General features: G+C 71.0%; 12 protein-coding genes and 1 tRNA gene. 6 read left to right on the forward strand and 7 right to left on the reverse strand.

Annotated elements, in window-relative coordinates; all coding sequences use genetic code 11:
* Window positions 1–473, forward strand: a 473-nt coding sequence (locus ACWEN3_RS25490; protein ID WP_452975270.1) for an ERAP1-like C-terminal domain-containing protein, incomplete at its 5' end; no start/stop codon positions are given.
* A 105-nt stretch (window positions 474–578) separates the two neighbouring features.
* Window positions 579–1403, forward strand: a complete 825-nt coding sequence (locus ACWEN3_RS25495) for an NAD(P)H-binding protein (RefSeq protein WP_452975273.1) — start codon at window positions 579–581, stop codon at window positions 1401–1403.
* A gap of 427 nt (window positions 1404–1830) precedes the next feature.
* Here the strand turns inward: ACWEN3_RS25495 and ACWEN3_RS25500 are convergent, their stop codons facing one another.
* Window positions 1831–2373 (reverse strand): GNAT family N-acetyltransferase, encoded by a 543-nt coding sequence (locus ACWEN3_RS25500; protein ID WP_452975276.1) that lies wholly within the window; start codon window positions 2371–2373, stop codon window positions 1831–1833.
* A gap of 248 nt (window positions 2374–2621) precedes the next feature.
* Between ACWEN3_RS25500 and ACWEN3_RS25505 the strand changes: the two genes are divergently transcribed.
* From ACWEN3_RS25505 to pyk, 3 genes are all read left to right on the forward strand, one after another.
* Entirely contained in the window at window positions 2622–3980 is a 1359-nt protein-coding gene (locus ACWEN3_RS25505; protein WP_452975279.1) for a pyridoxal phosphate-dependent decarboxylase family protein, read from the forward strand.
* Window positions 3977–5386, forward strand: coding sequence for a lysine N(6)-hydroxylase/L-ornithine N(5)-oxygenase family protein (locus ACWEN3_RS25510; protein WP_452975282.1), 1410 nt, complete (start codon window positions 3977–3979; stop codon window positions 5384–5386). The genes ACWEN3_RS25505 and ACWEN3_RS25510 overlap by 4 nt, the downstream gene beginning before the upstream one ends.
* 199 nt (window positions 5387–5585) lie before the next feature.
* Window positions 5586–7025: a pyruvate kinase gene (pyk, locus tag ACWEN3_RS25515; protein ID WP_452975285.1), complete on the forward strand. Its 1440-nt coding sequence runs from the start codon at window positions 5586–5588 to the stop codon at window positions 7023–7025.
* Between the two features lie 81 nt (window positions 7026–7106).
* Here the strand turns inward: pyk and ACWEN3_RS25520 are convergent.
* Window positions 7107–7181: transfer RNA gene (locus tag ACWEN3_RS25520), tRNA-Leu, on the reverse strand.
* A gap of 100 nt (window positions 7182–7281) precedes the next feature.
* On the opposite strand from ACWEN3_RS25520, the gene ACWEN3_RS25525 reads away from it, so the two are divergent.
* A complete protein-coding gene (locus ACWEN3_RS25525) occupies window positions 7282–7938 on the forward strand; it encodes an ANTAR domain-containing response regulator (protein ID WP_452975288.1) in 657 nt (218 codons plus the stop codon).
* A 93-nt stretch (window positions 7939–8031) separates the two neighbouring features.
* Here the strand turns inward: ACWEN3_RS25525 and ACWEN3_RS25530 are convergent, their stop codons facing one another.
* The 5 genes from ACWEN3_RS25530 to ACWEN3_RS25550 all read right to left on the reverse strand — a co-directional run bounded on the left by ACWEN3_RS25530 (window position 8032) and on the right by ACWEN3_RS25550 (window position 13761).
* Window positions 8032–8748, reverse strand: coding sequence for an ABC transporter ATP-binding protein (locus tag ACWEN3_RS25530; RefSeq protein ID WP_452975291.1), 717 nt, complete (start codon window positions 8746–8748; stop codon window positions 8032–8034).
* The gene (locus tag ACWEN3_RS25535; RefSeq protein WP_452975294.1) at window positions 8745–9710 is read right to left on the reverse strand and encodes an ABC transporter ATP-binding protein; all 966 of its coding nucleotides are present in this window, start codon (window positions 9708–9710) and stop codon (window positions 8745–8747) included. Before ACWEN3_RS25535 ends, ACWEN3_RS25530 begins: the two co-directional genes overlap by 4 nt.
* 6 nt (window positions 9711–9716) lie before the next feature.
* Complete coding sequence (locus tag ACWEN3_RS25540; RefSeq protein ID WP_452975303.1) at window positions 9717–11492, reverse strand: branched-chain amino acid ABC transporter permease; 1776 nt, start codon at window positions 11490–11492, stop codon at window positions 9717–9719.
* Window positions 11493–11497: 5 nt separating this feature from the next.
* Window positions 11498–12427 carry a branched-chain amino acid ABC transporter permease gene (locus tag ACWEN3_RS25545; protein WP_452975297.1) on the reverse strand — a complete coding sequence of 310 codons (930 nt, stop codon included), beginning with the start codon at window positions 12425–12427 and terminating at the stop codon, window positions 11498–11500.
* A 110-nt stretch (window positions 12428–12537) separates the two neighbouring features.
* Window positions 12538–13761: a branched-chain amino acid ABC transporter substrate-binding protein gene (locus ACWEN3_RS25550; RefSeq protein ID WP_452975300.1), complete on the reverse strand. Its 1224-nt coding sequence runs from the start codon at window positions 13759–13761 to the stop codon at window positions 12538–12540.
* Window positions 13762–14429: the final 668 nt, after the last annotated feature.

Consider the following 14429-nt stretch of genomic DNA (forward strand, 5'->3'; position numbering starts at 1 on the left):
GGCTCGCCGTGCTCGGCGCCACCGACGAGGCCGCCATCGCCGCCGAGCTGGAGCGCGACCCGAGCGCCACCTGCCAGGAGGGCGCCGCCCGCTGCCGCGCCGCCCTGCCCGACCCCGAGGCCAAGCGCGCGGCCTGGGAGGCGATGTTCGCCGGCGACGACCTGTCCAACTACCTCTTCACGGCCACCGCGCAGGGCTTCTGGCAGCCCGAACAGGCCGAGCTGGTACGGGAGTACGTGCCGCGCTTCTACGCCGACGCGGTCGCCGTCGCCACCCGCCGCGGCCCCGCCATGGCCGTCGCCGCCGGCCGCTGGTGCTTCCCGGCCCACGCCGTCGACGCCGAGAACCTGCGGCTCGGCGAGGCCTGCCTGGAGGACGCCGACCTCACCCCGGCCCTGCGCCGCACCCTCGCCGACCGCCTCGACGACCTGGCCAGGGCCCATCGGGCGCGCGGGGAGGAGCGGGGGAAGTAGGTCCCACGACGTAGGGCGCGGCTGGTCCCCGGCGACGATGCGGCGCCCCGGTCACCCTCCTAGGCTCGGTCGGGAACGATCAGCCGAGCCTGTGGAGGCAGCATCGTGATCGTAGTGACCGGCGCGACCGGCAACGTCGGCCGTGCCCTCGTCGACCGTCTCCTCGCCGCGGGTCAGCCCGTACGCGCGCTGACCCGCGACCCCGGACGGGCCGCGCTGCCCGAGCGGGCCGAGGTGGTCCGGTTCCGGCCGGAGGACCCCGCCGCCCTGTTCGACGGGGCGACGAAGCTCTTCCTCTACGCCCAGGCGGGCGCCGCCCCCCTGCTGGAGGCGGCCCGCGCGCACGGCGTCCGGCACGTCGTCCTGCTCTCCAGCGGCATCATCACGGAGGGCGCCGACGAGACCCACCCCATCCACGTCATGCACGCCACCGCCGAACGGCAGATTCGCGACAGCGGGCTCGCCTGGACGTTTCTGCGGCCCAACGCGTTCGCCACCAACGCCCTGCAGTGGGCACCGCAGATCCGTGCCGGGAACACCGTCCGGGGCGTGTTCGCGGGCGGACTCTCCGCACCCATCCACGAGGACGACATCGCGGCCGTCGCCGAGCGCGCGCTGCTCGAAGGCGGGCACGAGGGCGCCGCGCACCGGCTGACCGGGCCCGAGGCGATCACCAACGCCGGGCAGGTCGCGGCGATCGGGGCGGCCGTCGGCAGGGAACTGGCCTTCGTCGAGGTGGACCCGCGCGAGGCGGGCCCGGAACTCTTCCCGCACGTGCCGCCGCAGATGCTCGAACGGCTGCTGGAGACCTTCGCGGGGACCGTCGGCGTGCCCCCGGAGATCACCGACACGGTCGAGAAGCTCACCGCCACCCCGGCCCGCACCTTTGCCCAGTGGGCCAGGGACCACGCCGGGGACTTCAGGGCCTAGGGCCGTCCGGCGGCTTGGGTCGTGGGGGATCGGCGGTGTGTTGGTGGCGCGTCCGGGGGTTTGGGTTGGGGGAGTGCGGCGGTGACTTGGTGGCGCGCTCGGTGGCTTGGGTCGGGGAATCCTTCGGTGTCTCGGTGGCGCGTCCGGGGGCTTGAGTCGGGGGAGAGCGGCGGTGCCTCGGTGGGCCCGTCCGGTGCCTTGACTCGGAGGAGTCCAGCGGCGTCTCGCCTGGCTGCTCGGCCGCTCGGTATCTCGGCTGCCTGTCCGGCGGCTTGGGTTGCGGGGGCCCGGCGGTATCTCGGCGGCTCGGGTCGCGGGGGACCGGCTGCGTCTCGGTGCCCCGCCCGGCTGCTCGGGTCGCGGGAGGCACACGGCAGCTCGGCGGCTCCGCGTCCGCGAAAGGAGGCGTCCGGGCCGGCCCCGGGACTCAGCTAGCGGCTGGTCGCAGGACGGCCCGTAGTACGCCTCCCTCGCGCGGTCCCGGGCGGTCGTTGGCCGTGGTGCCGCGCGTCCCCGTGTCCAGGGTGAAACCGAGCCGCTGGAGGAAGCACTCGCCGGGCCGCCAGCCCGGTGGGACCGTCGCCGTCACCACCGACGCGTCCTCGGCCCGGGCCAGCAGGGACACGGCCAGGGCCCGGCCGAGGCCCCGTCCGCGCGCCCACGGCGCCAGCAGGAACAGGCCCACGGCCACCGCCCCCGGCTCCGGATGGTCGCGCACCGCGTCCACGACGCCCGCGACCACCCCGTCCCGCTCCAGCACCAGCAGGACCTTGTCGTCGGGGCTCGCGCCTTCGGGCATCGCGTAGAACAGGCTCTGCACATCGCCCGGCCCCGACGGCAGGCCGGTGGCCGCCACGAACCAGTCCTCGCACTCCTCGAACAGCCTGAGCAGGGGTTCCTCGTCCGCCGGGCCGAGTTCACGGACCAACACGCGCTCACCGGGCACGTCGATCATCCACGCGTCAACCATTTGACTGAACGTACCCTCCGCGGCCGCCGCTCCAACGCGTTTTCCCCGCACGGGAGTACCCACTTTCGGGTTTCGATCGTTGAACTTCCGGGACACGTGGCCCCCATTCCGCACAACCTGGAAGACCACTCACAAGCCGGAACCCGGCCGGACCCGGAAGCCCGCGGCCCACAGGCCCGCGGACCGGGAAGTCCGCCGGAGTTGCGCGCGCCCCGCCCCGGAGGAGAGCCATGAGCGGAGGAGAGCCGATGCGTACGCCGCCCCTCGCCTCGGGGCCCGACGGCCCCGACGCCCTGCGGCCACTGCTCGACACCGTGCTCGACGCGCTCGCGGCCGGGCGCCGGGCACGCGGCGGCCCGCTCCCCGCAGGCGGACCCGGTGCCGTCACCGCACGCGTCGCCGACACCCTGGGGGACGTCCTGCCGGACGACGGCGACCCCGATGCCCTGCGCGCCCTCGTGCACGCCCTCGCCGAGGGCGCCGCCGACCCCGCCGACCCGCTGTGCGCGGCCCATCTGCACTGCCCGCCGCTCGCCGTCGCCACCGCCGCCGACCTCGCCGCGAGCGCCCTCAATCCCTCCCTGGACTCCTGGGACCAGGCCCCGGCCGCCTCCGCGCTCGAAGCCGTCGTCGCACGCGAACTCGCCCGCGAGGCCGGCCTGGCCGACGCGGTGGTCACCACCGGCGGCACCGAGTCCAACCAGCTCGCCCTGCTGCTCGCCCGCGAAGCCCACGGCGGCAGCGTCCAGCTCGTCTGCGGCGCCGCCTCCCACCACTCCCTGGCCCGCGCCGCCTGGCTGCTCGGCCTGCCCGACCCGGTGGTCGTCCCGGCGCCGAACGGCACCCTCGACCCGGCCGCCCTCGACGCGGCCCTCACCACGCTCCCCGGCCCGCTGCTGGTCGCCGCCACCGCCGGCACCACCGACGCCGGCCTCATCGACCCGCTGCCCGAGATCGCCGCACTGTGCGCCGCGCACGGCACCCGCCTGCACATCGACGCCGCCTACGGGGGAGGCCTCCTGTTCAGCGGCCGGCACCGCGAGAAGCTCGCCGGACTCGAAGCCGCCCACACCGTCACCCTCGACCTGCACAAGCTCGGCTGGCAGCCGGTCGCCGCGGGCCTGCTCGCCGTCGCCCGTCCGCGCGAACTCGCCGTGCTCCACCAGCACGCCGACTACCTCAACGCCGACGACGACACCGAGGCCGGACTCCCCGACCTGCTCGACCGCTCGCTGCGCACCACCCGCCGCCCCGACGTCCTCAAGATCGCCGTCACCCTGAAGACCCTCGGCCGCAGCGGACTGGGCGCCCTGGTCGACCAGGTCTGCGACCGGGCGGCCGAGTTCGCCGCGCTCGTCGAGGACCACCCCGGCTTCGAGCTGTACGGCCGCCCCGGCATCAGCACGGTCCTGTTCCGCCCCGCCGGGGCCACCGACGACGCCGTGGCCACCGTACGCCGCAGGCTGCTGCACGAGGGCCGGGCCGTCCTCGGCCGCGCCCGCCTCGACGGCCGGCTCTGGCTCAAGGCCACCCTCCTCAACCCCCACGCCCGGCCGGACGACCTGGCCCACCTGTTGAAACTCGTCGAAGGAAGCACCCCCAGATGACCCTCCCCCCACGCCACGAGCCCGAGTCCCCCCGCGACCTGGTCGGCATCGGCATCGGACCGTGCAACCTCTCCCTGGCCGCCCTCGCCCACCCGCTCGCCGAACTCGACGCCGTCTTCTACGAGCAGCGGCCCGGCTTCGACTGGCACCCCGGCCTGCTCATCGAGGGCGCAACCATCCAAGTGCCGTTCCTGGCCGACCTGGTGACCCTCGCCGACCCCACCAGCCCCTGGAGCTTCCTCAACTACCTCAGGAGCCGCGACCGGCTCTTCCCCTTCTACTTCGCCGAGCGCTTCCACACCCAGCGTGCCGAGTACGACGCCTACTGCCGCTGGGTCGCGCAGAGCCTGCCCGGCCTGCGCTTCCGCCACCAGGTCGACGCCGTCCGCTGGAACCCCGAACGCGACGCGTTCGAGGTCGACTTCACCCAGCTCGACGCCGAGGGCGAGGCGGAGGCCCTCGGCCGCACCTACACCCGCAACGTGGTCCTCGGCGTCGGCACCGCCCCCCACGTGCCCGACCCGCTCAGGCCCCTGGTGGACGCCCCCGGCGTGCCCGTCGTCCACGCCGCCGACTACCTCGCCCACCGCGACACCGTCCTCGCCGCCGGGCACGTCACCGTCGTCGGCTCCGGACAGTCCGGCGCCGAGGTCTTCCTCGACCTGCTGCGTCACCGCCCGGCCGGCCTGGAGAAGCTGCACTGGATCGGCCGTACCGAGGCGTTCGCGCCGATGGAGTACTCCAAGCTCGGCCTGGAGCACTTCACCCCCGACTACACCCGCTACTTCCACGCCCTCGCCGAGCCCGTCCGCGACCGGCTGGTCGCCGCCCAGTGGCAGCTGCACAAGGGCATCGACGCCGGCACCCTCGCCGCCATCCACGACGAGCTGTACCGGCGCACCCTGCACGGCGGCTGGCCGGACGCCGTTCTCACCCCCGGCGTCCGGGTGCGCACCGCGGGCCGGATCGCCAACACCCGGATCGAACTCCATCTGGAGCACCTCCAGGAGGACAGCCGCTCCCGGCTCACCACCGACGCCGTCGTCCTCGCCACCGGCTACCGCGAACGCCCCCTCGACCGCATCCTCGCCGGGCTCGACCCCTACATGCGCCGCGACAGCAGCGAACGCCCGCGCGTCGACGGGGAGTTCCGGCTGGTCCTCGACCCCTTGGTGACCGGTTCCCTCTACGTCCAGAACGCCGAGCTCCACACCCACGGCGTCGGCGCCCCCGACCTCGGCCTCGCCGCCTGGCGCAGCGCCGCCATCCTCAACTCCGTGACCGGGAAGGAGACCTACCCGCTCCCCGCCCGCACCGCCTTCACCACGTTCGGGCTCGAGGGCCCCGCCCGCGTCCCGCAGACCCGGCGGCCGAGGCAACTGACGCCACTCGTCGAGGGAAGGTGACCGGCCGGCCCGCACAGCCGCGCATTCACCCTCAGTAATGGCCTCGGCAAAGAAACAGAAGCGGGAGGTGCGGGGAATTCGCTCATAGGAGCGGTGCCCCGCACAATTCAACACTTGTCAATAAGGCTTCACTCAAGCGTTGTTGAGTAGTCACGCCGCCCGGAATCTCTACCCGTGGGTAAGGTCTAGGCTCGAAAACATGCGCCGAGCAAAGATCGTTTGTACATTGGGGCCCGCCACCGACTCGTACGACCAGATCAAGGCACTGGTCGACGCCGGAATGGACGTCGCCCGCTTCAACCTCAGCCACGGCACGCACGCCGAACACGAGGAGCGTTATCAGCGCGTGCGAAAGGCGGCCGACGAGACCGGCCGCAGCGTCGGAATCCTCGCCGACCTTCAAGGTCCGAAGATCCGGCTCGGCCGCTTCGCCGAAGGACCGGTACTCCTTGAACGCGGCGACACCTTCACGATCACCGTGGAGGAGGGCGTCGAGGGCGACCGCCACCGGTGCGGCACCACCTACGCCGGCCTCGCCGACGACGTCGCGCCCGGTGAGCGCGTCCTGGTGGACGACGGGAAGGTCTGCCTGGAGGTCACCGCCGTCGACGGCCCCCGCGTCCGCACCCGGGTGGTCGAGGGCGGCATGGTCTCCGACCACAAGGGCCTGAACCTCCCCGGCGTCGCCGTCTCCGTCCCCGCCCTCTCCGAGAAGGACGAGGACGACCTGCGCTGGGCGCTGCGCACCGGGTTCGACGTCGTCGCGCTCTCCTTCGTGCGCAGCGGCGACGACGCCAGGGTCGTGCACCGGATCATGGCCGACGAGGGCCGCCGCCTCCCGGTGATCGCCAAGATCGAGAAGCCGCAGGCCGTGGCGAACCTCGACGACATCGTGGCCGCCTTCGACGGGCTGATGGTCGCGCGCGGCGACCTGGGCGTGGAGATGCCCCTGGAGCAGGTGCCGATCGTCCAGAAGCGCGCCGTCAAGCTCGCCAAGCGCAACGCCAAGCCGGTCATCGTCGCCACCCAGATGCTCGACTCGATGATCGTCAACTCCCGCCCGACCCGCGCCGAGGCCTCGGACGTGGCCAACGCCGTCCTCGACGGCACGGACGCGGTGATGCTCTCCGGTGAGACCAGCGTCGGCCGTCACCCGGTGGAGACCGTGCGCACCATGGCGAAGATCGTCGCGGCGGCCGAGGAGGACATGCTGGCCAAGGGCCTGCCGCCGCTGACCGAGCGGAACAAGCCCCGCACCCAGGGCGGCGCGGTCGCCCGGGCCGCCGCCGAGATGGGCGACTTCCTCGGCGCGAAGTTCCTCGTGGCCTTCACCCAGTCGGGAGACACGGCCCGCCGGCTCTCCCGCTACCGCTCGCCGATCCCGCTGCTCGCCTTCACCCCCGAGCCGGCCACCCGCTCCGAGCTCAGCCTCACCTGGGGCGCGGAGACCTTCCTCGGCCCGCACGTCGACTCGACGGACGCCATGGTCGACCAGGTGGACGAACTGCTGCTGCGGTACGGCCGCTGCCAGAAGGGTGATGTCGTGGTGATCACCGCGGGCTCCCCGCCCGGTGTCTCCGGCTCGACCAACATGGTCCGCGTCCACCACATCGGTGAGGACGACAGCCCGAAGGCATGACGACGACAGCCGAAGGCGTGAAAAAAGGGCCCCTCGACCAGGGGGCCCGCATAAACAGTGACCTTGGAATCCAAGGAAAAGTGCCCCGGGTCGGACTCGAACCGACACTGTACGGGTTTTGAATCCGTTGCCTGCTGCCAATTGGGCTACCGGGGCTCGCAGAATCCAAGGTTTCCCCCGACCCTCCGCGCGTCCACCATACCGTAGCTAGGTAGGCTCTTGTCAGCAGTACACCTGCCCTGAGCGAGGAGCCCCCGTGACCGCCGAGTCGCCCCAGCCCGTAGACGCGCCCGACGACGACAAGTCGCACGTGCCTCCGCTGACGACCCGCGTCGTCATCGCCGAGGACGAGGCCCTGATCCGGCTCGACCTGAAGGAGATGCTGGAGGAGGAGGGCTACAGCGTCGTCGGTGAGGCCGGGGACGGTGAGCAGGCCGTCGAGCTGGCCCGCGAGCACCGGCCGGACCTGGTCATCCTGGACGTGAAGATGCCCAAGCTGGACGGCATCTCCGCGGCCGAGAAGATCGCCGAGGAGTCCATCGCGCCGGTCCTGATGCTCACCGCGTTCTCGCAGCGCGACCTCGTCGAGCGCGCCCGGGACGCCGGCGCCATGGCGTACCTGGTCAAGCCGTTCAGCAAGAGCGACGTCGTCCCGGCCATCGAGATGGCGGTCTCCCGCTTCACCGAGCTGAAGCAGCTGGAGAAGGAGGTCGCCGACCTCACCCTGCGGCTGGAGACCCGCAAGCTGGTCGACCGCGCGAAGTCCATCCTCCAGACCGAGTACGGGCTGACCGAGCCGGCCGCCTTCCGCTGGATCCAGAAGACGTCGATGGACCGCCGCATGTCGATGCAGCAGGTCGCCGAGGCCGTCATCGCGGACGACGAGGAGAAGAAGGCCGCGAAGAAGGGCTGAGCCCCCGCGTGCTCCCCGAGCACCGGCGCCGTACGACGGCCGACGAGGCCCGCACCCCGGAGAAGGGGGCGCGGGCCTCGTCGTGTCCGGCGGTCAGTCCTCGCCGAGGTACGCCTTGCGGACCGACTCGTCGTGCAGCAGGTCCTGGCCGCTGCCCGACAGGACGATCGAGCCGACCTCCATGACGTGGCCCTGGTCGGCGAGCGAGAGCGCCGCCTGGGCGTTCTGCTCCACCAGCAGGATCGTCGTGCCCTCGGACTTCAGCTCGGCGATCGTCGCCATGATCTTCTGCATCATGATCGGCGACAGGCCCATGGACGGCTCGTCCAGCATCAGCAGCTTCGGCCGGGACATCAGCGCCCTGCCCATCGCCAGCATCTGCTGCTCGCCGCCCGAGAGGGTGCCCGCGGCCTGCTTGCGCCGCTCGCCCAGGATGGGGAACAGCTCGTAGGCCCGCTTGACGTCCTTCTCGACGCCCTCCTTGTCCTTGCGGAGGAAGGCGCCGAGCTGGAGGTTCTCGGCGATGGTCAGGCGCGGGAAGATGTGCCGGCCCTCGGGGGAGTGGGCGAGCCCCAGCGCGACGATCTTGTGCGCCGGGACGCCGGTGAGCGGCTTGCCGTCGAAGGCGATCTTCCCGCTGACGGGCTTCAGCAGGCCCGAGAGGGTGCGCAGGGTCGTCGTCTTGCCGGCGCCGTTGGTGCCGATGAGGGTGACGACCTGGCCGGCCTCGACGCTGAACGAGATGCCCTTGACGGCCTCGATCTTGCCGTAGGCGACCCTGAGGTCCTCGACCTCCAGCAGTGCGGTCACTGGGCCTCTCCCTCGGTGGTGCTGGTGCTCTCGGCGCTCTCCGCGTCGGCGCTGTCCGCGCTCCCGGTGCTCTCGGCGCCTTCCGGGCTGTCCGCGCTGTCGGGACTGTCCGGGCTCTCCGCGGTCTCGGCCGGGGCGGCGTCGGCGGCCGCCTCGGCTGCCGCGACCGCGGCGGCCTCCGCCTCGCCCGGGTCGCCCTCGAAGGGCTCGCCCAGGTAGGCGGCGATCACCCGCTCGTCGGCCTGGACGACCTCGGAGGTGCCCTCGATGAGCTTCTCGCCCTGGACGAGCACGGCGACGCGGTCGCACAGGTTGAAGATGAAGCGCATGTCGTGCTCGATGACGAGCACGGCGATGCCCTTGTCCCGGATGGCGAAGACCAGTTCCTCGGTGGCCCGGGTCTCCTGCGGGTTCATGCCGGCCGTCGGCTCGTCGAGCAGCAGCAGGCCCGGCTCGCTGGCGAGGGCCCGCGCGATCTCCAGCTTGCGCTGCTCGCCGTAGGGCAGGTTGCGCGCCAGGTGGTCGCGCTTGCCGGCGAGGCCGACGAACTCCAGGAGTTCCATGGCCCGCGCCTCGGACTCCTTCTCGGCCTTGCGGAAGCCGGGGCCGCGCAGCAGCGCCGACCACAGGCCCTCCTTGGTCCGCGTGTGGCGGCCCACGAGGACGTTCTCCAGCACCGTCATGTTGGCGAAGAGCCGGATGTTCTGGAACGTACGGGCGATGCCCGCCTGCGTCACCAGGTGCGGCTTGGGCGGCAGCACCCTGCCCTTGTAGGCGACCTTGCCCTCGGTGGGGATGTACAGGCCGGTGAGGCAGTTGAAGAACGTGGTCTTGCCGGCGCCGTTCGGGCCGATCAGGCCGACGATCTCGCCGCTGTTGACCGTGAAGTCGACGGACCGGACGGCGGTGAGGCCGCCGAACCGCATGGTGACGTCACGGGCTTCGAGTACAGGTGTCGTCATGGTTCCTTACGCCCCTGCCTTGGTGACGGCCGCGTCGTCGGACAGCGTCGTCTGTGCCGGTACGTCGAGTTGGCCGGTCTCGTGGAACTCCAGCTGGCGGCGGCGGTTGGCGATGATGCCCTCCGGCCGGAACCGCATGAGCAGGATGAGGGCGACACCGAACGCGAGCAGCTCGTAGTTCTGCAGGAACTGGAGCTTCTCCGGGACCAGGTAGAGGACGCTCGCACCGAGCAGCGGGCCGCTGACGGTGCCCATGCCGCCGAGGACGACGGCGGCCAGCAGGAAGGCCGAGTTGGGCGGGGCGGCGCCGGCGAACTGGTACGGCTGCGGGTTGACGCTGTAGTTGACGTGCGCCATCACGGTGCCGGCGAGTCCCGCGAGGGAGGCGCCGAGCGCGAAGGCGATCAGCTTGACCCGGAAGCCGTTGATGCCCATGGCGGTGGCGGCGGTCTCGTCCTCGCGGATGGCGATCCAGGAGCGGCCGATGCGGGAGTCTGCGGCGCGGGTGAAGACGAGCACGACGATGGCCGTGACGACGAGCATCAGGAACAGGTAGTTGGCGAACCGGCCCAGCGTGAACCCGGCGATGTCGTGCTGCTCGCCGAGGTTGAACCCGAAGATGCTCAGGTCCGGGATCTGGGTGATGCCGTTGGGGCCGCGGGTGATGTTCGGCCCGGAGTCGCCGTCGAGGTTGTTGACCGCGATGCGGAAGATCTCACCGAAGCCGAGCGTGACGATGGCCAGGTAGTCGCCGCGCAGCCGCAGCGTCGGGGCGCCGATGAGCACACCGAAGACCAGCGAGGCGGCCATGCCGGTGAGCGCGGCGGCCCAGAAGGGGAAGTGCACGCCGGAGAACCGGGAGTACTCCGAGCCGGAGACCAGGGCGGCCGCGTAGGCGCCGACGCCGAGGAAGGCGACGTAACCGAGGTCGAGCAGACCGGTCAGGCCGACGACGATGTTCAGACCGAGGGCGACCGTGGCGAAGATCAGGATGTTGGCGCCGATGTTGGCGTTGTGGTCGTCGCTCTGGGTGAAGGGGAAGAGCACGGCGGCGACGAAGGCGAGCGTCGCCGCGAAGCCCTTGTGCCGCGCGGAGATGGTCGCGTACCGGTCGAGGAGACCCGCGTGGATGAGGCCCCAGGCGGCGAAGACGACGAGGAGGATGAAGCCGATGAAGGTCTCGCTGTCGTCGTCGTTGATGCCGATGCCGTAGGTGAAGACCACCAGGCCCAGGGCGGTGCCCAGGGTGATGACGGCGCGCTCGGCGAGCGGGGAGAGCGGGCCGGGGCGGGGCTGGTCCGGCTTGGTGAAGTAGCCGCGGACGCCGGTGCCCGGCGCCGGGTGGGGCAGGGCGAGGGCGCCGATGACGGACAGGGCCGAGGCGGCCATCGCCACGAAGGCGCCGGGGTCGAGGTTGACCAGACCGCCGAGGTCCACGGCGATGGCGATGCCGGTGAACCAGCAGACGGCGAACGCCGAGAGCGCGGTCAGGAAGACGGGGGTGGTGGCGCCCGCGGGGTTCAGCCGGTCGAGCCCCTTCACGTTCCACAGGCCGAGCCCGATCAGCAGCGTGAGGGCACCGGCCACCAGGGCGAGGACCTGCAGGCCGGCCGGGTAGCCGTAGATGGTCAGGTCGCCTGGGAAGTCCGGCGTCCAGGTCCAGCTGAGGAAGGTGCTGGCGATGGTGCCGACGGCGCCGGCGATGACGAGCAGCCGGGCCGCGACGGGGGGAAGCGGTATGGGTCCGCGCCCGGCCGGGGTCTGGGTGGTGGTGTCGGTCATGGTGCTCACGCCCTGTCCGCGACGCGTTCGCCGAGCAGGCCCTGTGGCCTGAAGAGGAGTACGAGGATGAGGAGGACGAAGGCCCACACCGCGGCCCAGCCGCCGCCGCCGAGCTGCTGCATGCCGGGGATGTTCGCGATGTAGGCGGTGGCCATGGCCTCGGCGAGACCGAGGACGAGACCGCCGAGCATGGCGCCGTAGATGTTGCCGATGCCGCCGAGGACGGCCGCGGTGAACGCCTTCAGACCGGCGATGAAGCCCATGTCGTAGGAGACCGAACCGTACTTGAGGCCGTACGCCGTGCCCGCGACCGCCGCGAACAGGCCGCCGATGGCGAACGCGATGACGATGATGCGGTTGGTGTCGATGCCCATCAGCTGGGCGGTGTCCGGGTCCTGCGCGGTGGCCTGCATGGCCCGGCCGGTGCGCGAGAGCCGTACGAAGAAGGCCAGAATCGCCATGCAGAGCGGGGCGGCGATGATCAGGAAGACGTCGCCGCTCTGGATGGTGACCGAGCCCAGGTGGTAGGGCCCGAACGGCAGTTGCGGGAAGACCCGGGCGGTCTTGGCGTCGGGGTACACGTTGAAGACGAGCTGCTGGAGCGCGAGCGAGAGGCCGATGGCCGTGATGAGCGGAGCCAGGCGTGGCGCCCCGCGCAGCGGTCGGTAGGCGAAGCGTTCGGCGCCGACGGCGATGAGCACGGCGACCAGGGCACCGCCGATGAGCATCGCCGGCAGGGCTATCCACATGGATATGCCGTCCGGCAGGGCGAGGTACACCGTGAGGGCGCCGAAGCCTCCCGTCATGAAGATCTCGCCGTGGGCGAAGTTGATGAGCTGGACGATGCCGTACACCATCGTGTACCCGATGGCGATCAGGCCGTACATCGAGCCGAGGAACAGCCCGTTGGCCAGCTGCTGCGGCAGGGTGTTCACCGCATGGCCTCCATGTGGTGGGGAGAGTCAAGGGGGGGCGTAGAAGGCGGGCCGCGCGGTGACGGTGGTCTGTGCCGCGCGGCCCTGGTGTTGCGGGGTGTTCCCGTGGGTTACTTCGGGCTGGCGGTGCCGCTCTTGACGGACTTCCAAGCACCGTTGACGACCTGGTAGACCGTCAGCTGCTTGTTGGTGGTGTCGCCGTACTCGTCGAACGAGATCTTGCCGGAGATGCCGTCGAAGGAGGTGCTCTGGACGGCGCTGACGACCTGGGAGCGGGCGTCGGAGGGAACCTTGCCGTTCTTCACGATCTGGCCGACGGCCTTGATGATCGCGGTGGCGGCGTCGTAGGAGTACGAACCGTAAGTGCCGTAGTCGCCGGGGTAGTTCTTGGCCTTGTAGGTGGCCACGAAGTCCTTGGCGGCGGGCAGGGTGTCGACCGGGACGCCGATGGAGGTCACCAGGTCGCCCTCGGAGGCCTTGCCGGCGGTCTTGATGTAGGTCGGGGTGAACATGCCGTCGCCGCCGAACAGCGGGATCTTGGCGCCGGCGTCCTTGAGCTGCTTGGTCAGCACCTGGGACTCGTCGTACTGGCCGCCGTAGTACAGGATGTCGGCGCCCGAGTTCTTGATCTTGGTGACGAGGGTGGAGAAGTCACGGTCGCCCACGTTGACGTGGTCGGTGCCGATGACCTTGCCGCCCTGCTTGGTGAACTGCTCCCGGAAGATCTTCGAGAGGCCGGCGCCGTAGGTCTGCTTGTCGTCGACGACGAACGCCTTCTTCTTGTGCAGGCCGTTGAAGGCGTAGTCCGCGGCGAAGGCGCCCTGCAGGGCGTCGGTGGTCGCGGTGCGGAAGTAGGTCTTGAACGGGCGGGACTTGCTGGTCTGCCAGTTCTTGCCCTGGGTCAGCTCGGGGGCGGTGTTGGACGGGGAGATCTCCACCAGGTTGGCGGTGGCGAAGACCTGCTGCATCTGCGTGGCCACACCGGAGTTGAGCGGGCCGACGACACCGAGCACGTCGCTCTCGGAGACGAGCTGGGTGGCGTTCTGCTGGCCGGTGGCCGGGATCGCCTTGTCGTCCAGCGGCTTGATCTTGAAGGTGACGCCGGGGACGGTCTTGTTCTTGTTGGCGTCGTCGACGGCGATCTGAGCGCCGTACTGGATGCCGAGGCCCGTGGCGGAGTTCTGCCCGGTCAGCGGGGCGTCGACGCCGATCACGACCGTCGTGTTGCCGCTGTCGCCGCCCTTGCTGTCGTTGTTGCGGGAGCCGCAGGCGGTGAGAGTCAGGGCTCCGGTCGTCAGCACGGAGGTAAGAATCACCAGAGAACGCTGTCGCACAATCGATCCTTTCCGCAGGCACGTCCGGCCCCCTGAGGGGCGTGGCGGGTGCTGCGCCGGTACCGAACTCCCGTTGGAGCGGTGACTGGCCGTGACTCTAAGCCCGCTATGGATACCTGGGCAGCGCCGTGCGCTCGCTTGTGACTTTCTTGTTATGACGGCGTGGACGGCCGACTTCCGGTGAGGACGCTCTCAGCCGTTTTGGCGGATTTTCCTCTCGGTCCACATTTCGAGAACCCGCACTTCCGGTTGGCCGTGGGCCCGCGGTGCGGTCCGGCCGGTCGCGGGCCCGGGAAGCGACACGGAAATCTCCCGGGAAGGCGCTCCCCTCAAGGGGAAACCGGGGTGTTGCATTGCGCGCGTGTTACGCAGCGTTACGTCGAGAAAGGGAAGGCCCGGATTCGGGAAACCGGAGCGGTCGATCACCGATATCTCCACCGCGGCACCATGGGTCGTCCGGGTTCGGAGCGTGAAATTCCGCTTGGCGGTACGGAGTTGAGGGAACGCCGGCTCAGGAGCCGCGCACGGGCGGCCCGCAGGGGCCGGAGGCCGGCCGACGCACCCTCATACTTCTTACCGAAAAGCTGCCGCTGATCATCGGGGTGCAGTCGACGGTCGGCTGGTCGGAGCGGGGGACGACGACCGCGTCGGTGCTGTTCTGCCGGCAG

The organism is Streptomyces sp. NPDC004561 (assembly GCF_053602155.1).

Coding starts and splice junctions, on each gene's coding strand:
- ACWEN3_RS25535 (WP_452975294.1), bottom strand. CDS start 9,710: ATGACGACACCTGTACTCGAAGCCCGTGACGTCACCATGCGGTTCGGC.
- ACWEN3_RS25510 (WP_452975282.1), top strand. CDS start 3,977: ATGACCCTCCCCCCACGCCACGAGCCCGAGTCCCCCCGCGACCTGGTC.
- ACWEN3_RS25500 (WP_452975276.1), bottom strand. CDS start 2,373: ATGGTTGACGCGTGGATGATCGACGTGCCCGGTGAGCGCGTGTTGGTC.
- ACWEN3_RS25540 (WP_452975303.1), bottom strand. CDS start 11,492: ATGACCGACACCACCACCCAGACCCCGGCCGGGCGCGGACCCATACCG.
- pyk (WP_452975285.1), top strand. CDS start 5,586: ATGCGCCGAGCAAAGATCGTTTGTACATTGGGGCCCGCCACCGACTCG.
- ACWEN3_RS25505 (WP_452975279.1), top strand. CDS start 2,622: ATGCGTACGCCGCCCCTCGCCTCGGGGCCCGACGGCCCCGACGCCCTG.